The sequence below is a fragment of the Pseudomonas syringae pv. cilantro genome, from assembly GCF_001293775.1.
Taxonomy (GTDB): domain Bacteria; phylum Pseudomonadota; class Gammaproteobacteria; order Pseudomonadales; family Pseudomonadaceae; genus Aquipseudomonas; species Aquipseudomonas syringae_P.
In genome coordinates this window covers 82,304-103,499 of sequence record NZ_LGLN01000037.1, presented here as the reverse complement: position 1 = coordinate 103,499, position 21,196 = coordinate 82,304, and the positions used below count along the sequence as shown (strand labels likewise).

22 protein-coding genes are annotated in these 21,196 nt (G+C 58.1%); 14 read left to right on the top strand and 8 right to left on the bottom strand.

The genetic code is table 11. The annotated features are described in order from the left end of the window. Together ABJ99_RS29110 and hrpB are read left to right on the top strand one after the other, a co-directional pair. Nucleotides 1-199: hypothetical protein (locus ABJ99_RS29110; RefSeq protein WP_230081014.1), on the top strand; the 199-nt coding region annotated here is incomplete at its 5' end. Nucleotides 200-262: 63 nt separating this feature from the next. Next, a complete protein-coding gene (gene hrpB, locus ABJ99_RS11810) occupies nt 263-2,797 on the top strand; it encodes an ATP-dependent helicase HrpB (protein ID WP_054085995.1) in 2,535 nt (844 codons plus the stop codon). A 158-nt stretch (nt 2,798-2,955) separates the two neighbouring features. On the opposite strand, the gene ABJ99_RS11805 is transcribed toward hrpB, so the two are convergent. Further along, nucleotides 2,956-3,513 (bottom strand): helix-turn-helix domain-containing protein, encoded by a 558-nt coding sequence (locus tag ABJ99_RS11805; RefSeq protein ID WP_080378126.1) that lies wholly within the window; start codon nt 3,511-3,513, stop codon nt 2,956-2,958. A 298-nt stretch (nt 3,514-3,811) separates the two neighbouring features. Between ABJ99_RS11805 and ABJ99_RS11800 the strand changes: the two genes are divergently transcribed. Genes ABJ99_RS11800 through ABJ99_RS11775 form a run of 7 tightly spaced genes read left to right on the top strand, consistent with a single transcriptional unit; the run spans nt 3,812 to nt 9,972 of the window. Next, a complete protein-coding gene (locus tag ABJ99_RS11800) occupies nt 3,812-4,522 on the top strand; it encodes an iron-containing redox enzyme family protein (protein WP_054085993.1) in 711 nt (236 codons plus the stop codon). Nucleotides 4,523-4,554: 32 nt separating this feature from the next. Further along, nucleotides 4,555-5,682, top strand: coding sequence for a pyridoxal phosphate-dependent aminotransferase (locus ABJ99_RS11795; RefSeq protein WP_054085992.1), 1,128 nt, complete (start codon nt 4,555-4,557; stop codon nt 5,680-5,682). Between the two features lie 11 nt (nt 5,683-5,693). Then, nucleotides 5,694-5,846: an FAD-binding protein gene (locus tag ABJ99_RS28645; RefSeq protein ID WP_217997733.1), complete on the top strand. Its 153-nt coding sequence runs from the start codon at nt 5,694-5,696 to the stop codon at nt 5,844-5,846. 40 nt (nt 5,847-5,886) lie between these two features. Continuing rightward, complete coding sequence (locus ABJ99_RS11790; RefSeq protein ID WP_169790454.1) at nt 5,887-6,846, top strand: NAD(P)-binding domain-containing protein; 960 nt, start codon at nt 5,887-5,889, stop codon at nt 6,844-6,846. After that, on the top strand, nt 6,837-7,712 hold the full coding sequence (locus ABJ99_RS11785; protein ID WP_054085991.1) for a TauD/TfdA dioxygenase family protein: 876 nt from the start codon (nt 6,837-6,839) through the stop codon (nt 7,710-7,712). The genes ABJ99_RS11790 and ABJ99_RS11785 overlap by 10 nt, the downstream gene beginning before the upstream one ends. Then, nucleotides 7,705-8,973 (top strand): ATP-grasp domain-containing protein, encoded by a 1,269-nt coding sequence (locus tag ABJ99_RS11780; protein ID WP_054085990.1) that lies wholly within the window; start codon nt 7,705-7,707, stop codon nt 8,971-8,973. The genes ABJ99_RS11785 and ABJ99_RS11780 overlap by 8 nt, the downstream gene beginning before the upstream one ends. Nucleotides 8,974-9,024: 51 nt before the next feature. Next, nucleotides 9,025-9,972: a DMT family transporter gene (locus tag ABJ99_RS11775; RefSeq protein WP_054085989.1), complete on the top strand. Its 948-nt coding sequence runs from the start codon at nt 9,025-9,027 to the stop codon at nt 9,970-9,972. Nucleotides 9,973-10,100: 128 nt separating this feature from the next. Here ABJ99_RS11775 and ABJ99_RS11770 read toward each other — a convergent pair whose 3' ends face one another. The 3 genes from ABJ99_RS11770 to ABJ99_RS11760 all read right to left on the bottom strand — a co-directional run bounded on the left by ABJ99_RS11770 (nt 10,101) and on the right by ABJ99_RS11760 (nt 12,007). After that, nucleotides 10,101-10,358 carry a hypothetical protein gene (locus ABJ99_RS11770; protein ID WP_054085988.1) on the bottom strand — a complete coding sequence of 86 codons (258 nt, stop codon included), beginning with the start codon at nt 10,356-10,358 and terminating at the stop codon, nt 10,101-10,103. 250 nt (nt 10,359-10,608) lie between these two features. After that, the gene (locus ABJ99_RS11765; RefSeq protein ID WP_054085987.1) at nt 10,609-10,965 is read right to left on the bottom strand and encodes an MmcQ/YjbR family DNA-binding protein; all 357 of its coding nucleotides are present in this window, start codon (nt 10,963-10,965) and stop codon (nt 10,609-10,611) included. A gap of 172 nt (nt 10,966-11,137) precedes the next feature. Continuing rightward, on the bottom strand, nt 11,138-12,007 hold the full coding sequence (locus ABJ99_RS11760) for an NmrA family NAD(P)-binding protein (RefSeq protein ID WP_054085986.1): 870 nt from the start codon (nt 12,005-12,007) through the stop codon (nt 11,138-11,140). 168 nt (nt 12,008-12,175) lie between these two features. Between ABJ99_RS11760 and ABJ99_RS11755 the strand changes: the two genes are divergently transcribed. Next, nucleotides 12,176-13,051 carry a LysR family transcriptional regulator gene (locus ABJ99_RS11755; protein ID WP_054085985.1) on the top strand — a complete coding sequence of 292 codons (876 nt, stop codon included), beginning with the start codon at nt 12,176-12,178 and terminating at the stop codon, nt 13,049-13,051. A 64-nt stretch (nt 13,052-13,115) separates the two neighbouring features. Here the strand turns inward: ABJ99_RS11755 and ABJ99_RS11750 are convergent, their stop codons facing one another. Both ABJ99_RS11750 and ABJ99_RS11745 read right to left on the bottom strand, forming a co-directional pair. Continuing rightward, nucleotides 13,116-14,255 (bottom strand): endonuclease/exonuclease/phosphatase family protein, encoded by a 1,140-nt coding sequence (locus tag ABJ99_RS11750; protein WP_054085984.1) that lies wholly within the window; start codon nt 14,253-14,255, stop codon nt 13,116-13,118. A 39-nt stretch (nt 14,256-14,294) separates the two neighbouring features. Next, the gene (locus tag ABJ99_RS11745) at nt 14,295-14,957 is read right to left on the bottom strand and encodes a YciC family protein (protein ID WP_007252499.1); all 663 of its coding nucleotides are present in this window, start codon (nt 14,955-14,957) and stop codon (nt 14,295-14,297) included. Nucleotides 14,958-15,156: 199 nt separating this feature from the next. On the opposite strand from ABJ99_RS11745, the gene ABJ99_RS11740 reads away from it, so the two are divergent. The 4 genes from ABJ99_RS11740 to ABJ99_RS11725 all read left to right on the top strand — a co-directional run bounded on the left by ABJ99_RS11740 (nt 15,157) and on the right by ABJ99_RS11725 (nt 18,646). Then, on the top strand, nt 15,157-15,855 hold the full coding sequence (locus tag ABJ99_RS11740) for a DUF2076 domain-containing protein (protein WP_054085983.1): 699 nt from the start codon (nt 15,157-15,159) through the stop codon (nt 15,853-15,855). 238 nt (nt 15,856-16,093) lie between these two features. Beyond that, a complete protein-coding gene (locus tag ABJ99_RS11735) occupies nt 16,094-16,570 on the top strand; it encodes an NYN domain-containing protein (RefSeq protein ID WP_003313837.1) in 477 nt (158 codons plus the stop codon). Nucleotides 16,571-16,591: 21 nt separating this feature from the next. Continuing rightward, entirely contained in the window at nt 16,592-17,203 is a 612-nt protein-coding gene (locus ABJ99_RS11730; protein WP_054086040.1) for a 3'-5' exonuclease, read from the top strand. Nucleotides 17,204-17,317: 114 nt separating this feature from the next. Further along, complete coding sequence (locus tag ABJ99_RS11725; protein WP_054085982.1) at nt 17,318-18,646, top strand: DEAD/DEAH box helicase; 1,329 nt, start codon at nt 17,318-17,320, stop codon at nt 18,644-18,646. A 198-nt stretch (nt 18,647-18,844) separates the two neighbouring features. Here ABJ99_RS11725 and ABJ99_RS11720 read toward each other — a convergent pair whose 3' ends face one another. After that, entirely contained in the window at nt 18,845-20,083 is a 1,239-nt protein-coding gene (locus ABJ99_RS11720) for a TIGR03862 family flavoprotein (RefSeq protein WP_174518467.1), read from the bottom strand. An 81-nt stretch (nt 20,084-20,164) separates the two neighbouring features. Next, on the bottom strand, nt 20,165-21,082 hold the full coding sequence (locus ABJ99_RS11715) for a histone deacetylase family protein (protein ID WP_054085980.1): 918 nt from the start codon (nt 21,080-21,082) through the stop codon (nt 20,165-20,167). Between the last annotated feature and the right edge of the window lie 114 nt (nt 21,083-21,196).

Below are 21,196 nucleotides of genomic sequence, written 5' to 3'. Positions count from 1 at the left end.
GGGTTTCTTTTTGGTTGGCATACATGCACCTCTTACTCATGTTATGCCCAAACACAAAATTTCTGACACCCCCACTGGCAGGCATAAGGCACAGCAGATAAGCACTGAGATGTCTTTCCAAAATGTTTTTCCGCATTACAAGCGCACCTCTCCTGTAGCCCTCAGCCGTTTGCGCACCATCCGACTTCCCTTAAGCTAAAACACGCTGCCTGATTCCCCAACTCCACCCCGGTATACTCCCCGCACCTCTCCGGGAGCCCCCATGATCTCGTTACCCATCGATGCCGTCCTGCCAGCCCTGCGCCAGGCCCTGACCACCCGCCACGAAGCCGTGCTCGAAGCCCCTCCCGGCGCGGGCAAGACCACGCGTGTGCCGCTCGCGCTGCTTGAGGAAACCTGGCTGGCCGGGCAGACAATTCTCATGCTCGAACCGCGCCGTCTGGCTGCGCGGGCGGCAGCGGAGCGCCTGGCCAGTGAGCTGGGTGAGAAGGTGGGCGAGACCGTCGGTTATCGGATTCGTCTGGAAAGCCGGGTCGGGCCGAAGACGCGCATTGAGGTGGTCACTGAGGGGATTCTTACGCGTCGCTTGCAGGACGATCCGGCACTGGAAGGTGTCGGGCTGCTGATTTTTGACGAGTTTCACGAGCGCAGCCTCGATGCCGATCTGGCGCTGGCCCTGAGCCTCAATGGCCGGGAGCTGTTTCGTGATGATCAGCCGCTGAAGATTCTGCTGATGTCGGCCACGCTGGAAGGCGAGCGGTTGGCGGCGTTGCTGGATGACGCGCCGGTGATACGCAGCGACGGGCGGATGTTTCCGGTGACCATGCAGTGGGGGCGTCCTTTTCAGCCGGGTGAATTTGTCGAGCCGCGAGTCGTGCAGACGGTGCTGGATGCGCTGGGCAGCGAGTCCGGCAGCCTGCTGGTGTTTCTGCCGGGGCAGGCCGAGATTCGTCGGGTCAACCAGCAACTGGCGGAAGCGCTGGGCGAGCGTGCCGACATTCTGCTTTGCCCCTTGCATGGCGAGCTGGACCTCAATGCGCAACGCGCAGCCATCGAACCGGCCCCAAAGGGTACGCGCAAGGTAGTGCTGGCGACCAACATTGCCGAAACCAGCCTGACCATCGACGGCGTGCGGGTGGTGATCGATGCCGGGCTGGCGCGGGTGCCGCGTTTCGATCCGGGCAGCGGCATGACGCGCCTCGACACCCAGCGCATTTCCCGCGCCAGCGCCACCCAGCGGGCCGGACGGGCAGGGCGGCTGGAGCCAGGCGTGTGTTACCGGCTGTGGTCCGAGGCGCAACACGACCAACTGGCCGCCTACGGGGCGGCTGAAATTCTGCAGGCCGACCTCGCCGGGCTCGCGCTGCAACTGGCGCGCTGGGGCGTTACGCCTGGGCAACTGGTCTGGCTCGACGTGCCGCCCGCGGCGGCTTATGCACAGGCGCAGGATTTGTTGGTCAGGCTTGAAGCGCTGAGCAATCAGCCGGGTCAACTGCCCGCCCTGACGCCCCATGGTCAGGCGATGGCCGAGTTGCCCGCCCATCCACGCATCGCTCACTTGCTGTTGCGCGGGCATGCATTGGGCCTGGGCGAACTGGCCTGTGACGTGGCCGCGCTGTTGGGCGAACGCGACATCCTGCGCGGTGGCGGCGCGGACCTGCACAGCCGCCTGACCTTGCTGGCGGGCACCGAGCGTGCTGCGCGTGGCGCACAGGGCGGCGTGCAGCGGGCTAAACAACTGGCACGGCAATATCGCGGATACCTGCGCGGCACTGCGAAAAGCCCGGTCAGCGATCCCGATCATTCACGCTGGCTGGGCGTTCTGCTGGCGCTGGCCTACCCGGATCGCGTGGCACAACAACGTCGCCCCGGCGGTGCCGAGTACCGGCTGGCCAACGGTCGTGCGGCACTGTTCGCCGAGGCCGACGCGTTGATGAAACAACCATGGCTGGTCATCGCAGACCTCGGCAGCCGACAGGGTCAGCGCGAAGAACGCATTTACCTTGCCGCCGAGTTTGATCCGGCGCTGTTCGACTCCGTGCTCGCCGAGCAAGTCGTCAACGTGGACCAGATCGACTGGGACGAACGCGAAGGCGTATTCCGCGCCGAGCGACAGCGCAAAGTGGGCGAGCTGATTATCAGCCGCGAACCGCTGACCGGCCTCGACGACGCAGCCCGCAGCCACGCGCTGCTGGCGCTGGTGCGTCGCAAAGGCCTGGAACTGCTGCCATGGACGCCGGAACTGCGTCAGTGGCAGGCGCGTATCGCGCTGCTGCGCAACCTGGACATCGACAAAAACGGCACGAGCGAATGGCCCGACCTGAGCGACCCGCAACTGCTGGCGACACTCGAAAACTGGCTGATGCCCTACCTCGGCAAAGTCACTCGGCTCAGCCATTTCAGCCAGCTCGACCTGTCATCTATCCTGCGCAACCTGCTGCCATGGCCCATGCCGCAACAACTGGAAGCGCAGGCCCCGCAGACCTTGCAAGTGCCGTCCGGCTCGAATATCCGCATCGATTACAGCGACCACCCGCCGATTTTGTCGGTGCGGCTGCAAGAGCTGTTTGGATTGTCCGATACGCCACGCATTGCCAATGGGCGGCAAGTGCTGATGCTGCACCTGCTGTCCCCGGCGCGTCGTCCGGTGCAGGTTACACAGGACCTGGCTAACTTTTGGCGGTCGACTTACATTGAGGTAAAGAAGGATTTGAAGGGGCGGTATCCGAAGCATTACTGGCCGGATGACCCGTTGGTGGCGGAGGCGACGGCGCGGGTTAAGCCGAGGGGGACGTAACGACGTAACAGTGTGTCAGGGTGAGCGCTCTGTATCGCACAGACTGCTTCAACCTCGACCACACAACGAGTCATCCTCGCCGGGATTCGGACATTGATGCGGCTGTCACCGGCGAGGAGGCTCAGCCACCTCATGCGATAACCGATCCGCCTCCTCACTCACCGATAAACCAGCGCCACCACATACTCACACGTCTCGTCAGTCTCATTACTGAACGTGCACTTCTCCTCGGGCGAGCCCAGTTGCAGGCAATCGCCCTTTTCAAGCAGGTACGTGATCTGTCCCTTGGTAAACGTCAACTGCCCTTGAGTGACCCATACCTGCTGGTGGAGGAATGCGTAGGCGGTTGCCGGGTAGCTGATGCTGACGCCAGGCGGGATTTTCACGTTGACCAGTTCGAGCGGCCATCCTTCAGGGGGTGAAACCTTCTGGCGGCTATAGCCGGTTTCGGGGTCGACCCAGATGGGTTGCTCACTTGCCTTTGACAGCAGTCCGGAGCGGCCTTCTGCTCGGTGAAGCAGTGTGGAGAGAGGCAACCCGAACGCTCCGGAGAGCTTGCCCAGAATGCTGGAGGTCGGGCTTGTCTGGGCGTTTTCGATCTTGCTGATCATCGCCTTGGAGACGCCTGAATTCTCGCTCAGGGTCCCGATTGACCAGCCTCGCGCAGCGCGCTCCGTCCTGATGATGCACGCGATATCTACAAAATTCTTGTTCACTATAAGAAATTCCAGTTAATTCAAAGGCTTTTGAAGGTTTTCCCCTCGTGCGTCCTTTATTTTAAAAGGTTAGCAAGCTTACCTTTTGTGCGGGCTGCTCCGCGCCCTATTATTTTCAAGCTTTTGATTTGCAAAGATAAAAATGAAAAAGAGGATCCAATTTCAGATTTTGTATATCGGTAACTCGTTGACCATTGCAACAATCAATTGGCTCTAAGCATAGCGCTGTTTACTATATGAAACAGGCGGCGACCGTCGTCTCAGCCATTCAGACAACCTTATCCTACTGGAGGTACCTATGCTGGCCCAGAGAAAAGAGTCGGACAGTCTTACCGGTGAAGAAATCATTCTTTCGATGAAGCAAATGATTGATGAGTCAGGGATCAATGAAAATGTCTTCTACAAGACTTTTCGCAAAGCCCCCTTGGCTCAGCCTGTTTTAAAGCGCGTCTTTCAACAGTACTTTTATTACATTCGTACCTTTCCTCAGATTCTGGCGGGCACTTCTCACCGTACTGAGAATGAATTAATCAGAATGAAACTGGCGCGTACCGTCGTTTCCGAGTTGGGCGATGGGGTAGGCGAGCCACATTTTCTGATGTTCCAACGTGTGCTCAAAGGTGTAGGCGTCGAACTCGATGATTGGCAAACCGTCGATTACATTCCCGAGGCTCACAAGCTCGTGGATGGCCTGAAGCGGATTTTCCTCGAAGGGTCGACTGAGCATGCCATCGGTGCCCACTACATTATCGAAGAGTTCGGCTTCCCCATGATCGCCAATCTTTACGAGGGTTTCAGGCTATACGAGGGCTGGAAGCATGAAGACTTCACGTATTTCTACCTGCACATGCTGGTCGAAACGGATCATGTGGAATGGATCAGCGAAGCGGTCATGGAAGCAGCCAAATACAGTGACAGAGGCGGTGACATTCTTGAGGGTGCTCACGATGTACTCGGGCTGCTGACACAGTTCTGGAAGGGGCTCGATCGCATCGCCACTCATTCATAAGTTCGTTATTCATGTGAAGGAAGCCAGGCACTATGGAACTCTTGGAGTTAGTCGGCCGTGCTGCCTTGTTTAAAGAGGCCAGCAACTACGCCCGTCAGATGCACGCGGTAAACTTGTCCCAAGGGCTTCCTGAACCGCTGTTTGACGATGAAATGAATAGTGTATTGGTCACCCAGCTTGTAGAGGGTTGGCAATACGCCGACCCTCGCGGGGAGGGTATGCTTCGTGAACGAATTGCACAGCGCTTTTTACCGGAAGGCGGTACTGATACAGGTGTATTGGTCACGTCGGGATGCACGGAAGCATTACTTCTTGCGCTGATGGCGGCGCGATCAGAGTTTGGCAATAGCATCATCTTTTTTGAGCCGTTTTATCCTTATTATCCGGGGCTCGCCAGTCTCTGCGGAATGGATTTCGTCACCGTACCGCTTGCGTCTGTGTCTTCGGGTGGTGGTCCTGATTGGGGGCAGGTCGAAGCACAACTTCGTGACGGTGTCCGAATCCTGTTGCTCAACACGCCGCACAACCCTACCGGTTGGTGCATGGGCGATGAAGACTGGAAGCAACTGGAGATGTTCTCGGCCACCTATGATTTTCTGGTCATTCTGGACGAGGCCTACAAATATTACAGCTATGAAACGATAGATTCCGGCGACCTTCCCGAAAGAACATTCAAATGGTTGAGTGCGGGGAGCGCATCCAAAATGCTGTCCATGACAGGCGTTCGTATCGGCTGGCTGCTCGGGGATACTCAACTGGTTGAAAGTGCTTATGCACGTCACCTGTATCTCAGCTACTGCCAACCTCGTCCGCTGCAGGGGGCTGTTGCGCTGTTACTGGACAAGTTGACTCCACAGCGAGTTGATGAACTGCAAAAACTTTACCGAGACAAGCGTGACCGTCTGGCCCGAACGCTGACAGCTGCGGGCTTCCAGATCGGCCTTCCTGCAGGCGGCCATTACATCATGGCCGACTACTCACACATTGCGCCGCAGATGGATGCCCATCGATTCAGCCAGCACATGGCCGAGCACGTGGGGGTCATGCCGCTGGCGGCAAGTCCGTTTTATATGGAAGGCAGCCATAGCCAAGTCAGATTTTCATTCTCAGCGTCGAGACCCGTTCTGGACGAGGCCTGCAGACGTATGGAGGCAATGTAATGGATCAGTGCATGTTCGATGTCATCGTAATTGGTGGTGGTCCTGCAGGTCTGAGTGAGTCGATAAGACTGCTTGGCAAAGATCTGAAGGTCGCTGTAGTCAGTGATTTCTTCGGCGGTTGCATGGGCATGATGGGAGATTTGCCGTTGCACGTATTGCAATGAGCTGGAAATAGCGGGCGCTCCGCTTCCGCTCAAGAATTTCATGCAGCATCTGTCGATCAGCCCGACCGGCAGAGAATATGCGGATTACATCAAAGGCAACTTTGAAGCGCTGCCCTTCGTCCTTGTTCAGGACCGTGTCCTGAGGTTGAAGAAAAATGCCGATGTATTCGAGATGGTGCTGGGCGACACCCGAAACAAACGCATTCTCAGGGCCTCCCGGGTCATTCTGGCCACCGGCATAAGGCCAAAGTCTGTGCCGATCCCGTTGGAAGGGAAGCCATGGAAAAGCTGTTTCGACGTTTACAGCGAAGCCAGTTGCGAACAGATAGAAAATTACCGGGACAAAGACGTCTTCATATTCGGGAGCGGCAACAGTGCGTTTCAGATTGCTCTGCTACTGGCGCCCCTGGCTCGCAATATCACCATCCTGGTCAAGTCTTACCTCGGGCTTTATCCGCAGGAGACCGACAATCGTTTTGCCTTGCGCTCGCTTAGTCAGCGCACGCTGGAAATGATTGCCAAGTCCACCCTGAACACGTGTGAAGGCCCGCTCAATAATCATTCGGCCGCCAGCCGGGCGCGTCTCTGGTTGCACGCCTACAGCGAACTCCAGGCAGTGGACAGCTCGTTGAGGCTGATACTGACTGAAGAGCTGAACAGCCATCCGCTGTTGAAAGGCTCCTGTGAAGCGTCGGCCAATGAGGGGCTGTTGAGTCGCCTGAGTGACGCGCCGGGATACGAGTTGCGCATTGATTACCTGAGAGACGATTGCAGCCTGGTTTCCGCAACAGGTATTACCGCGCAGTTGCCGGCGACGGACTGGCCGCATCTTTTGGATCAAGGCACCGGCTTCGCCGCACATCAGAACGGCCAAAGTCCTGTCGATGGACTTTACGTGGCAGGTGCTGCGTCAGGGTATGCATCGGTCAATACAATGATTCCCTCCGCTAACGCGAGTATCGGGCAGCCTCGGGCGCAGGAGCGTGTGTCATGGGCGTGAGAGAGTTCGCACCACTGCGCTTGCAGCTCGGTGACGCGCTACACATGTCGGATACAGAGTTGCGTCACGAGGTCGCTCAAAGCAAGGTCGTTGTCATTGCGAATAAGAATGTTGCCGTTGAGCCCTATGTGCGGTTGATCCGTCGCCTGGGAACGCCAGTGCTGCATGTTCTGGAGAATTTCTGCCTGAGTGATTATCGCGAAGTGCTGACCATCACCAACGTCTACAAGGACGACCAGCCACTGGGTGTGCATGACGGCGGGGCTTATTGGCATACGGACATGTCGTACAAGAGCGCAAACACGGTGTTCACCTCCATGTTATCGGTGCATGTTCCTGTGTTGGGCGGCCAGACCGAGTTCATGGATTGTGTTGCCGGGTTGCAAGCGGTGCAGCAATGGATGAACAGTCGTGAATGCCCGGAATTCATTCAGGCGCTGGATCTCGATGCGCTGGATGTTTATCACGTCTTCGGCAACCGCGACGTGCTACGTAACACCGATGCCAAATCGCAGTCCTTGAATGACAGTGAGATTCAGCACGTAAACGGCGCAGTTCTGCATCCACTGGTCACTGTACATCCTCTCTCCGGCGCGCATTCCCTGTACGCCACTGCCGGGACTTCAATGCGTATCAAGGGCTTGCCGGATGCTCTTGCCCACCGGGTTCTGGATACATTACTGGACTTTCTGGTGCTTCACGCCCCTCGTTACGAGCACAAATATCAGCCCGGCGATATCGTCATCTGGGACAACCTTTCGACGATGCACCGAGGCCCGGTCATTCCCAAAAGTGTGGGCGGCGATGACGCTCGTCTCCTCTACCGCATGAACGTCGACTTTATCGAGGACAGCCATCATGGTTAAAACAATTGTTTTCCTGACCCCCCACTACCTGAACTTCGCCAGTGTCGCGGCCTTGAAAACGCTGCATGACACGTGCAGAACGGTACTGATCGCCGATCGTGCGGATGTCCTGCTCGACAAGATCGAGTCGCATATGTCGGTGGTTATTCGTGCCGACGGCGATCCGCATCGCAACATTCGTACGCTGCTGGACCATGAACAGTGCCGTCTTGTTATAAGTGACGAGTTGCGCAGACTGGGGGGAGATTCGTCGGCGATCAGGATTTTCTGCCAGGAAGAATGCCATGTCGAGTTGGCTGCGCTGCTCAGAGAAGAGTTCGGTATTGAAGGCGACACGCTGGGTGTCGTATCAAACTTCCGTGACAAAGTACGTATGAAAGGTGCGGTCAGCAGCAAAGGCATTCGTATCCCGGCGTTTGCAAAGCTGGACCAGACACGTCTGACGCAAGATCCCGATGGCTATTACACCGAGCTGTGTGCTGCTTTCGGGTTGCCACTGGTGATCAAACCTGTGAACTCTGCCGGCAGCTTTGAAGTCTCCATCGTTCACGACAAGTCCGGTTTTCTGGCGACTCGCGAGCAGATAACGGCTTCGCTGTTTCACTTTGAATACGAGGTCGACGAGTTCATCAATGGGCAGATGTTCCAGTGCGATTCGTTCGTTGTAGACGGCGAAGTCAGGTACTGCGGCGTGCTTGAACTGGGCTGCACCAACTTTGACTTTGTTCAGGGTAAACCGCTGAGCGTCATTCCTGTACTCGACCCGGCGCTGAAGTCCCGTCTGGAGGCATTCAACCGGGATGTGATTGCGTCGTTGAATTTTCGTAACGGCTCGACGCATCACGAAGTCTTTGTCGATCATGAGAGCGGCGAGCCTGTTTTTCTTGAAATAGCCGCGCGAGTTCCGGGTGGTATCGGTGTGCCTTACCACGAGAAAAACAGTGACATCAATCTGATCGACGCCAACCTGTACCTGACGGCAGGCTCTGAGAAACTGAACACCATCCAGCCGCATTCGAAAAACAATGTCGTGTCCGCATTGTTGCCTTTGCGCAAGGGCAAGATAAGCCATTTGAACAATCCGCCGATTTCCAGTGAATTCGTCATTGAGTGGAAAGTGTCTCCCGGCATGGTGGTTGATTCGAAATCACTGGCGGATAACGCGGGAATTCTGACGTTCTATAACCTTGATCCCAAGTCTCTACGTGCGGATTTCGATGCGCTTCAGGGTTATCAGCCCACCCAGGTCGAAGCACTTTAAGGGTTGGATGAGCAACGTGTTGACTACCAGAATCGCGCACCGGGAGGGATCATGAACGCAGGGTATCTTGGGGCTTTCAGCATGGCGATGTACTGCCTGTCGACTGCCCTTTCAGCAGTGTGGGTAATGTTCGCGTTCTCTCGCATCAGCGGTGCGACACTGACATTCATCACTTTTCTGATGGCATGGGCGACGTTCTATATCGTTCATTTGCTGCGAGGTCATGATCCGCTTCGTCTTCTGCGAGAAAAATGGCGTGCGGTGGTATTGATCAATGTCCTGACGCTGTTCAGCTGGTGGTTCATGTTCATGGCCCTTCAACGAATAGAAGCTTCCGTCGAGTCGGCGATTTATCAAGGGTGGATGCCGTTGGTTGTATTGATCTGCGAAGCCATCGCCTTGAAGACGCCGATCAGTCGTTTCCGCTGGATAGGCGCGCTGTTGATACTTGCCTCACTTTTGGGGCTGGTGATCGTTCGCGTGCTTTTAGGGGCGACTGCGATGGTCAGCGTCGAACGTCTGTATGAGGGCATTGCGCTGGCAACAGTGGCAGGGATTACCGGTGGTGTTTATGTGTATTGTTCGGGACGTCTTAACCTTGGCAAGCAGTACAGCGCCATGGACATCCTCTGTACGCGGTTTTTTCTGCTGATGCTCGTTACCGGATGGGTCGGCAGGGAAGGGCTTGTCCAACTGTTTACGCTTGATACACAGATGTTGTTCCAGTTAGTCGGACTGGCCGTCGTTTCGGTATTGATCCCGGTGTTCAGCCTTCAGTATTCAATCCAGCAACTGGGAGGAGGGCGAGTCTCGATTCTGACGCCTTGCGTGCCTGTCATTGCACTCGCCGCCGAGTTCATGTTGTCCGCCTGGCACACGTTCTGGGTTCCATTTCTGGTGACCGCGGTCTGCGTCGCGGTGTTTTTGTCAAACGTCTGGTTTACACGCGTCAGCCGCACACCGAGCGTTGTAGCACCTTTGGCAGTGGCTCCGAAGTAACGTTGAAACTTCAGGCGGTCAGGGCGCCGCTCAAGTCAGCATTGGCAATAGAAAACGCACGATGTTGGATACTTGTGGCAACAGACCCGGAAGACGCCAGGGCGTAACGCCCTGGCAGGCAGCAGACATCACTTTTTCTTTTTCGCCGGTTTTTCTGCTTTCTCTACCTTGTCTGACTTCTTGGCCTTTTCTGGCTTGCTGTCAGCTTTTTTTGCAGCTTTCTTTGGCTCAGCATCTTTTTTCTTGTCTTTCTTTTCGGAGGATTTAGAAAGACTCGAGGCTGCTGCTGATTTCTTTTCCGGGGAGGCCTTTTTGTCTTTCAAGTCCTTGCTGGCTTTCGAGGCTTCACCTTTGCTTTTCTTTTCGTCTTTAGCCACGTTCATCACCCTTTGAAGTATGCCGATATTGGCACGCAGCCTATGGAGGTATCCGCAGGCTAATCATTAGGCGAGCGCGTCCAGAAACGGTTCAAACTGTTTTGTCACATTGGCTGCGCTAGGACGACATTCAGATGGTTGGCGCCTGGTCAGCTCACCAAGGTATTCAAGGCCGACTAATCTGGACAGATTTCCGAGCCAATGATCATACCGTCAGCGCTACGCGTCCGGGCATACGCCTGTATTGCCCGGCTTCCTGCTATCTGGTCAGATCATGGCTATCCTGAATAAGCTCATGTATATGTTTGGCTGGCACCGAGCCGTCCAGCGCTACGCTGATCCAGTGCTCTTTGTTCATGTGATAGCCAGGGTAAATCCCTTCCATTTGACGCAGTGAGCCGGCTTTTTCCGGACGACATTTCACATCCAGAATATCAAGCTCTCCCTCGCCTTTGAGCCCGAGTTTTTCTTTCGGGACGTTCATCACTATTCCAAACCACTTCTCGGAGCCAGCATGCCGAAGAACGGCATAATCCGGAAATTTACTCCAAGGGAAATCGGGCTGAACATCGAACGTTTTGGCGACATGATTCAATAAGGATTGTCTGGAGGTCACACGCTTCTCCTGTGATGGGGGTGGGTCGACCGCTGGCGAGATTGCTCCTGCAACGGAAATTGTGACAAGGCCAGGTACGCTAAATTCCTGGCAGGGGACAAGGTTTCGCTTATTACCGTTGGCGTGTGCAGTGCACTAACGGAGTCGACTCCACCCTGTCTGGCTTGCCCGTTCAAACCTCGGCGACTGCCTCGTGCACAAACGCTTCGTAAGTGCGCAGCGGGTGCCCAATGAGGGTCTGGAGCTTTTCGACGGTTCCTTCAGCTGACTGCATGCCAAAGGTCTGGATGCCCGCCATCATCAAGCGCATGTCATAAGCCAGCCAAGTGGGTGCGTACGAGGCCAGTTGCGCTTCGAAAGCGGCGACATCATCACCCCCGTAAGCGACCTCGCGACCCAGAGCCGAACTCCAGACCCTGGCCGCCGATGCACCGGTAAGCGCCTGCGGCCCCACCAACTCCAGCGTCACGCGGTCCAGTGCAGAAGATGCCTTGTCACGTCGCAGTAACTCTGCAACGGCGACATCTGCGATATCGCGTGTATCAATCATCGAAACGCCGGCCGAACCGATTGGCATCGGGTATACCGAGTAGTTCTGAATAGTCTGTTGGACCATGCGGTCGTTCTGCATGAAGTAAGCGGGACGCAGAATCGTTGCCGGAATGTCGAGACGCTCGATCATGCGCTCGACCGCGTACTTGCCGGTGAAGTGCGGGACGTTGATGAACGTATCGGCATGAATCACCGACAGGTAAACGATCCGCTCGATGCCCGCTTCGCGAGCGAGGTTTAGCGTGATGAGTGCCTGGGTTACTTCGTCGGGCGTTACTGCGTTGAGCAAGAACAGCGTGCGCACCGACGACAAGGCAACGCGCATCGACGCTACATCGGTCAGGTCGCCGACGATTTCAGTGACCCCCGCAGGGAATTCACGTTTACCGGCCTGGCGTACCAGGGCTTTGACTTCGGCACCTGCGTCAGCAAGGCCTTGGGTGACGAGGGCGCCAATAGTGCCCGTGGCACCAATAACAAGAATGCTCATAGTTGAAACTCCGGCATGAAAGAGTGAGAGATCAGCGAATAAAGGCCGCAATAACCTGGTCCGTCTGTAAAACGGTATGAGTGCGTTCCGCTGAAGAGAAAGTATTCCGTTGCGCTAATAAAACGAAGGCCACAAAATTCAGACACCTCGTTTCATAAATGGAACACCATGAACCTCAACGCGCTGATCGACTTCATGCTTGTCGCAACCAACGAGGGGTTGGGAAAGGCGAGCCGTGCGAGCGGCATTTCCAAAGCCACGTTGTCGCGCCGCATTGCCGACCTTGAAAATCAACTGGGCGTCAGGCTGATCGAGCGCAGCGCTCGCGGACTGAAACTCACCGAAGCCGGTGAGTTGCTGGTGTCACGCGCGGAAGGCCCTCTGAGCGAGGTGGCTGACGCAATGGTCGCGGCGAGGGAGGGTGTTCTGACGCCGCGTGGACGTCTGCGTGTCGCCGCCCCCATTTTGTTTTCTCAGCTTGCGATGGGCCGCATCGGCGCTGATTTTTGTGCGGCCTACCCTGAAGTCGTGATTGAAGTCGTAGCGGAAGACCGCATGGTGGACCTTGTTGAAGAGCAATTTGACGTCGCCATTCGGATCAACCCGAGTCAGGACAGCAATCTGGTCGGGCGCTGCTTCGCAAAGGACCGGATGGTGGTGGTCGCCGCGCCTGAGGTGATCAAGCCGTCGCCGGGCGCGATCCGGTCAGTCCCCGGCATCGTCACGTCGAGTTTCCAGCCCGTTTACTGGACGCTTGATGACGGGGCGCTGGTTCTGGAGCCTGTCCCGAAGCTGCAGTTCTCTTCGTTGCTGATGGTCCGCGACGCTGCCATCGCCGGGGGTGGCGCCGCTCTCATTCCACAGTCCATTGCATGGAAACAGCTTGCCCAGGGTGAGCTGGTTCAGTGGGGCACGGTGTCGGGTGTCGAGCCGGCGCTCTGGGTCCTGCACACGTCCAGGCGCCTGGCGGCTCCAAAGGTCCGAGCGTTTGTCGATTTCATGTGCGCCCGTTACCCGGACCTGTCTCTGGTCCTGGACGGATAGCGGTACTACGGTTCTTCGCAGTTTTTGTATGCATGCTGCAAACGTAGTACTGCCTGTTAACGTTTCAAGGCAATACCGGCAACAAAAACCGCCCGATCACCGGCAAGTGATCAGATATCAGCAGCGTGTCATCCCTGCGCACTCTTGCGCTGACGCGCTTCAAGGCCGGGCTGTAGAACAGGTAATCCACTGTCCTGTCCGGCCCGTTGATGCGGCTGTCGTTGGGAAAGCGGGTCAGCCATTTGCTGCGATCAATGCCGCTGGACTCTGCATTGGAGGGGATCATCGGGTATTTTTCCCACAGTTCGTGCAGCTCGCTGTCGGCTGCATAACCGAGGCGCTGCGGTTCTGGGAGGCGCTGGTATTGGCCCAGTGGTAGCAGGTTGAAGTCGCCGCCGATCAGCCAGGGGGTGCCGCCGCCTTCCAGTTTGTCCAGTAGTGTTTCGGTGGCGGCGATCTGTTTTTGCGCAGCGCCGTCGCGTTTGGCGGTGGTCAGGCTGGTATTGATGACGGCCAGTTTTCCTCCGTCGCGCAGAGGCAGATAGCTGACCAGCAGGGCATTCCGGGGCTGGAACTGACGACTGATGAGGTTGGTGTCGGGCACCGGCAGTTGCAGGCGTTCGGCGCTGTCGATGTGGAAGCGGCTGAGGGTGGCGAGTTTTCTGCCGACGCTGCCCCAGATGTGCGGGTCGGGCACGAATTCCGCTTTCCAGTAGAACGCCTGGGTGCTGCACGGGTACAGGTCGATCAGGCGCTCCTCGAGCAGCTTCAACTGATCCTGATAATCAGAGTTTTTGGCACCGTCGTCGACGCCTTGAAGCAGCACGATGTCCGGCTGTTCATCGCGGATCACCCGGGCGACTTCATCGAGGTTGTAGGCCAGGTCTTCAGGTGTCGGACGTTCGTCCGGGCCGCTGCCGTCGGCCATGTCGTACCAGAACACGTAGCGCTTGCCCGCCAGATACTGAATGTTCCAGGTCATGACTTTCAGGGCCTGGCCGGGCACCAGCTTCGGGGCTTGAACCGCCGGGTTGCAGCTGGCGGCGAGTAACTCGTGCGCGGGCGGGCGCCAGGTCATCTGGTAAACCAGCACCAGCAGCACGACGATCAACAGCAGAAAGGACAAGGTCAGACGTATCAGGACACGGGGCATCGGCTCGACTTGGAGCGCCTGGCGCTCGGTGAGGGATTCGGCGTCGAGCATACCGAATCGGTGCGTCTGACGTCAGCCCTTGCCTTTGACTCAGGCCCTGTGCACAGGCTCGCTGACCAGCATGAACAAGCGAAACATCACGATGGTGGTGAACAGTTGCAGAAAGCTGCTGAGGCTGTCGATGGCCACCGAAACCGGCAGGCTCTGTGGTTCGGGAAACACGTACAGGCTGACGCCTTCGAGCAGCCACAGCGGAATGTAGACGCCCAGTACGCAGACCAGAATGCGCGTGAAATGCCCGTTGGTCATCTGCATGCTTTCGCGCATGGCCATGAACGGTGTGAGTTTGCGCAGGACCAGCAAGTATTCGCTGAACGCCAGTTTGACCATCACCCAGAGGCCGGGGACGACGAGCAGCGAGAGGCCGAACATGATCAGCAGGGTGCTCATGGCCGAGAGCACCGCGAAAGTTGGCCACAGGCGCAAGGCCATGGCCAGCAGGTCGCGGGTTTGCGCCTCCTCGCCGCGGCTGCGGGCGTCGAGAAACAGGATCAGTGCGGCGGTGTAGATCGGGTAGAAGAACAGCCCGATCACCAGGGTGTAGGCCGGCGAGGTTTCGGCGGACATGGCGCTGCTCAAGGCTTGCTTGGCGAGGACTTCGAGAATCACCAGCGGCAGGCACAGGACCAGAATGCCGCCCAGATGGCGGCGGAAGAAGTAGAGCGAATCCTGGATGACGGTCAACGGGTTCATGTAGATAGATCACAGGCTAAAAGCAGGTCGCCACTTTAGCCCATGACCCTGGCCGAACCAAGCGCAGCGGTTGTGCGGCGGCGCGGCTGGTTATCTTTTTTTTCATGTCATTGAAGCGCGTGGAGGAGGCCCCATTTCCTGAGCATGATCCTGTCATTGCGGCAGGGAAGAAGTTAAGTGGCAACTCAGTGAGGTGGTCATGAACAGCGAAGAACAAACCCTGATCGACGGTCTTTTCTCGAAACTGAAAGACGCCGAAGCGGCCTCGGCCCCGCGCGATGCGGCGGCCGAGGCGCGTATCAAGGAGCATCTGGCTCGCCAGCCCGCTGCGCCGTATTACATGACGCAGGCGATTCTGGTGCAGGAGGCCGCGGTCAATCAGCTGAATCAGCAGATCAAACAGCGCGACGAGCAGATTCAGCAATTGCAGGCCGAGCTTCAGCAGGCCAAGGGGCAATCCTCATCGGCACCGGCCAGTGGCGGGTTTTTGTCGAATATTTTTGGCAACAGCACAGCGCGTGCGCCTCAATCGCAATCGAGTCAGGCCTCCGGTGGCGGCTGGCGTGATGGCGCGGGGTTCAATCCAGCGCCTGCACCCGCAGCGCCACAGGGCGGGTATGCCGCGCCTGCTGCCGGTAGCGGTTTCCTCGGCGGCGCGTTGAAGACGGCGGCCGGTGTCGCGGGTGGCGTGCTGTTGGCCGAAGGTATCAGCAGTATGTTCAGCCATCACAGCCAGCCGCAGGAGATTGTCGAAGTCATTCATGACGCGCCGCCCTTGCAGGACACCGGCTCGTTCAATGATCAAGGCAACTGGGGCCAGCCGGATCAGCAGTTCACGGCCGATGACAGCGTCGATGATGGCAGTGACCCGTTTTCGGATGACGATTCGTTTGTTTGAGACGGCAATGATCGTTCCGCACGCTCCAGCGTGGGAATGCCTTGGGTGACGCTCCGCGTCACAGGTCTGCGCCGCGCCGCATACTTGAGACCTGACGCGGAGCGTCCAGAAATGCATGCGACGCGCAGCGTCGCACGATAGTTGAAGCTCACTTCCTTCCTCAAGCTGGCATACTGGTCGCCGATTCACATTCCGGATCGCTGTAACCAGCGGGCGTTGCCCGCCATGAGGAATTGCGGTGAAGAAGATTGCGGTGTTCGCCGACGTGCAGAACCTGTATTACACCGTGCGCCAGGCGCATGGCTGTCATTTCAATTACGCCGCACTGTGGGCGGACATCAGTAAGCGCGGCGAGATTGTTCACGCCTTTGCATACGCCATTGACCGGGGCGACAGCAAGCAGCAGCAGTTCCAGCAGATCCTGCGCAATCTGGGTTTCACTGTCAGGCTCAAGCCTTACATTCAGCGCAGCGATGGCTCGGCCAAAGGCGACTGGGATGTGGGCATCACCATCGATATCATGGACTTCGCGCCGCAAGTCGACGAAATAGTGCTGGCGTCAGGTGATGGCGACTTCGATATGCTGCTCGAGCGCGTGATCAGCAAACATGGCGTCGAAGCCGTGGCCTACGGGGTGCCGGGGCTGACCGCGAACTCGCTGATTCGCGCGGCCAGCCGGTATGTGCCCATCGAAGGCGCGTTGTTGCTGAAATGAATTCATAGGATCAGGCCAGTGTTGGAACGTATTGCAGTCATCGACTTTGAAACCACCGGAATCTCTCCGAACCACAGCTGCCGAGCGACTGAGATTGCGGTGGTGATCATGGAGCAGGGGCGTATCGTCGAGCGCTTTCAAAGCTTGATGAATGCCGGTGTGCGAATCCCGGCGTTCATCGAAGGGCTGACCGGGATCAGCAACAACATGATTCGCACCGCGCCCAGTGCCGAGCGAGTAATGGGTGATGTGGCGGACTTCGTCGGCGCGACGCCGCTGGTGGCGCACAACGCCTCGTTCGACCAGAAGTTCTGGGATTACGAACTCTCCCGTATCCAGCGCAAGCGTGAACAGAGCTTCGCCTGTTCCATGCTGCTTGCCCGCCGTCTGATGCCCGGCGCCCCGAATCACAAGCTCGGCACGCTGACCAGCTATGCGCGCCTGCCCAACACCGGCAAGGCTCACCGGGCCATGGCTGATGCGGAAATGGCCGCCAACCTGACGGCGTACCTGACCAACGAACTGCGCAACACTCACGGTATCGCTGGCATTTCCCACCAGATGCTGTGCTCGCTGCAGAAAGTCCCCGCCGCCAGGATCAGCGAAACCCTCAAGCGTCAGCGCGGCTTCTGATTTCGGGCTTGTCTGCCCGGGTCAGATAAGCCGGATCGACACGCACACGCTAACCGAGGCGGGCCGGACAGGGTAAACTGCGCGCCTTGCGTGAATTTTTCCTACGGTATCCCCATGACATTCGCCTCTCTCGGCCTGATCGAACCCTTGCTGCGCGCCCTCGAAGCGCTCGGTTACCAGACTCCGACGCCTGTACAGACACAGGCCATTCCTCCGGTACTGGCGGGCCGCGATCTGATGGCTGCGGCCCAGACCGGCACCGGCAAGACCGCCGGTTTTGCCCTGCCGCTGCTGCAACGCCTGACCATGGAAGGCCCCAAGGTCGCACCCAACTCGATTCGTGCGCTGGTGCTGGCACCGACCCGCGAGCTGGCCGATCAGGTTCACGAGAGTATTCGTCAGTACGCCGAGCACCTGCCGCTGAGCACGTATGCCGCTTACGGCGGCGTTAGCATCAACCCGCAGATGATGAAGCTGCGCAAGGGCGTGGACGTTCTGGTCGCGACGCCGGGTCGCCTGCTCGATCTGTACCGCCAGAAGGCGATCAAGTTCTCTCAGTTGCAGACCCTGATCCTCGACGAAGCGGACCGCATGCTCGATCTGGGCTTTGCCGAGGAATTGCGCGGCATCTATGCCGTTCTGCCCAGGCAGCGCCAGACGCTGCTGTTCTCCGCGACCTTCTCCGACGAGATTCGTCTGCTGGCCGCGCAGATGCTCAATGATCCGCTGACCATCGAAGTCAGCCCGCGCAATGTCGCGGCGTCTTCGGTGAAGCAATGGGTCGTGACCGTCGACAAGAAGCGCAAGGCGGATCTGTTCATTCATCTGATGAAGAAGCATCGTTGGGGTCAGGTGCTGGTATTCGCCAAGACTCGTGTTGGCGTCGATCAGTTGGTGGATCGTTTGCAGGGGTTGGGCCTGAACGCCGACGGCATTCATGGCGACAAACCGCAGGCCACCCGTCAGCGCGCGCTGGACCGCTTCAAGAGCAATGAAGTGAAAATCCTGGTTGCCACCGACGTGGCGGCGCGCGGTCTGGATATCGATGACCTGCCGACGGTGGTCAATCTGGATCTGCCGATCGTGGCCGAGGATTACATCCACCGTATCGGCCGGACCGGCCGTGCGGGCCTGACCGGCGAGGCCATTTCGCTGGTGTGTGCCGATGAGGTCGAGCTGCTGTCGGCGATTGAAGTACTGACCCGGCAGACCCTGGAGCGCAAGGAAGAGCAGGATTTTGAGCCGGAGCATCGAGTGCCGAGCACTGATGCCAGCGGCCAGATCCTGAAAAAGCCCAAGAAACCGAAAAAGCCCAAGGTCTCGGGGAGCAAGCGCAATCTGGGCAAATGGGTCGATAGCGGCGAGTCCGAGCCCACGCCGGTGGTCAAACCAGTGCGCAAAGTGCCAGTCTTCAACACCGGGCCACGCAAGAAAAAGCCTTGAGGCGCATTGCGCGCTCAAGGCGGACGCAGAGCGTCCATAACAGCATGCCGACGCTGGAGCGTCGCACGATAGTTGAGATTATCGTTCCCGACGCTCCAGCGTGGGAACGCCTTGCGTGACGCTCCGCGTCACCGATCTGCGCTGCGCCGCGTACTCAAGATCGGACGCAGAGCGTCCATAACCGCCCCCCATGCATGATCATCGCGAGTTCAGCCACTCAACCATCCCCAATCCCGCTGCGCGGCCGCTGGCGAAGCAGGCGGTGAGCAGGTAGCCGCCGGTGGGCGCTTCCCAGTCGAGCATTTCGCCTGCGCAGAACACGCCGGGCAGTTGCTTGAGCATCAGGCGCTCGTCCATGGCTTCGAAGGTCACGCCGCCTGCAGTGCTGATGGCCTCATCGATGGGGCGCGGTTTGATCAGGGTCAGTGGCAGCGCTTTGATGGCTTTGCTCAACAAAAGCGCATCCATAAACGCTTCACGGGGCGCCAGTTCGCGCAAGAGCGCTGCCTTCGCACCGTCCAGCCCCAATTGGCTGTGCAGGTGTTTGGACATCGAGCGCGAGCCACGTGGTTTGCTCAGGGCTTTCTGCACGTCGCTCAGTGTTTTACCCGGCAGCAGATCAATTTGCACAACGGCCGAGCCATCAAGATTGATTCGCTCACGAATCTGCGCCGACAGTGCATAAACCAGACTGCCCTCCACGCCGGTCTCGGTCAGCACGCATTCGCCAAGGCGCAGCGTCTGGCCGTGCAGACCCATGGCGATGTTCTTCAGTGGCGCGCCGGCAAATTTGGCGCGCAGCACGTCGCTCCAGGCGGTCACTTCAAAACCACAATTGGCGGCCTGCAAGGGTGCAACGTCTATCTGCTTCGCTTGCAGCCACGGCCGCCAGGCCCCATCGGACCCCAGCCGAGCCCAACTGGCACCGCCCAGCGCCAGTAGGGTCGCTGCGGGGTTGAGTGCCAGTTCGCCGTCGGCGTGGGCGATGCGCAAGCTGCCATCGGCATTCCAGCCCAGCCAGCGATGCCGGGTGTGGATAACCACGCCAGCATCACGCAGCCGCTTGAGCCAGGCGCGCAACAGTGGCGCGGCTTTCATGTCGGTAGGGAACACCCGGCCAGAGCTGCCGACAAAAGTCTCGATGCCCAGCTCATGAATCCACCGGCACAACGCGTCAGCATCAAACTTTCGCAAAATAGGAGCGATCATCGGCGATCGCTCAGCATAACGCCCGAGAAAGGCAGGGTAGGGTTCGGAATGGGTAACGTTCATGCCGCCAACGCCGGCCAGCAGAAACTTGCGCCCTACAGACGGCATGCCGTCATACAGATCGACCTTGAACCCTGCCTGACTCAGCACTTCTGCTGCCATCAATCCCGCAGGGCCACCTCCGATGACGGCAACGGATTGGCTGGCAGGGGAGGCGAGGTCATTCATGGTCAGCAACGTATCGATAGCGGAAGGGTAGGGCATTCTACCCGAGGGCTGTTTTCAGGTGTGCACTCAGGTGCGGAGCCGCTACAAGCCCATGTCGTTCCATACCTTCTGCGCACTGTGATGCAGAATTCCGTGGCGTCTGGCCAGCGCCTGACGGTCTTTGCTGTACCCACCGCCGATCACGCCCATGACCGGAATATCGCGGCCCAGACAATGACGCAACACCGCTTCGTCGCGATTGGCCACGCCCTGGTCAGTCAGCTGCAGATAACCAAGGGCATCGTCCTTGTGGACGTCGACGCCAGCGTCGTACAGCACCAGATCCGGTTTGTAGAATGGCAGCAGATAGTTGAGCAGATCATCGACAACGTTCAGGTACTCGGTGTCGCCCATGCCCATTGGCAGCGGGATGTCCCAGTCGCTCTGGGCCTTGCGGGCCGGGAAGTTCTTTTCACAGTGCAGCGAAACGGTAATCGCATCCTCCGTATCCGCCAGAATGCGCGCCGTACCATCGCCCTGATGGACGTCACAATCGAAGATCAATATTTTATTTACACGGCCGCTTTGCAGCAGGTAATGGCTGATCACTGCCAGGTCATTGAAAATGCAGAAACCGGCCGGGTAGTCGTAGTGCGCATGATGGGTGCCGCCCGCCAGATGACAGGCCAGGCCGTGCGTCAGGGCCTTTTCGGCGGTCAGCAGCGAGCCGCCTACGGCACGGATGGTACGTCGCGCGAGCGCTTCGCTCCAGGGCAAGCCGAGGCGGCGCTGGTCTTCGCGTGACAAGTCGCCACTGAGGTAGCGGCTTACGTAGGACGGGTCGTGAGCCAGCGCCAGAATGTCCATCGGGCATAACTCGGGACGTATTAATTGAACGTCGCGGGTCAGCCCGCTGTCGACCAAGTAGTCACGCAACAGGCGAAACTTGTCCATGGGGAAACGATGGTCCGCTGGAAACGCCGGGCTGTAGTCGTCGTGGTAAATGAGTGGCAGGGACATCGGACGTCCGTTCGAAAGTCGAAGGCCGATAGTGCCAGTTATGCACGCGGTCGCCCAGTTGTCTGGCAGATAGCTGGCAACACTGCGCTCACATTGACGCCTGAATAGTCTTGT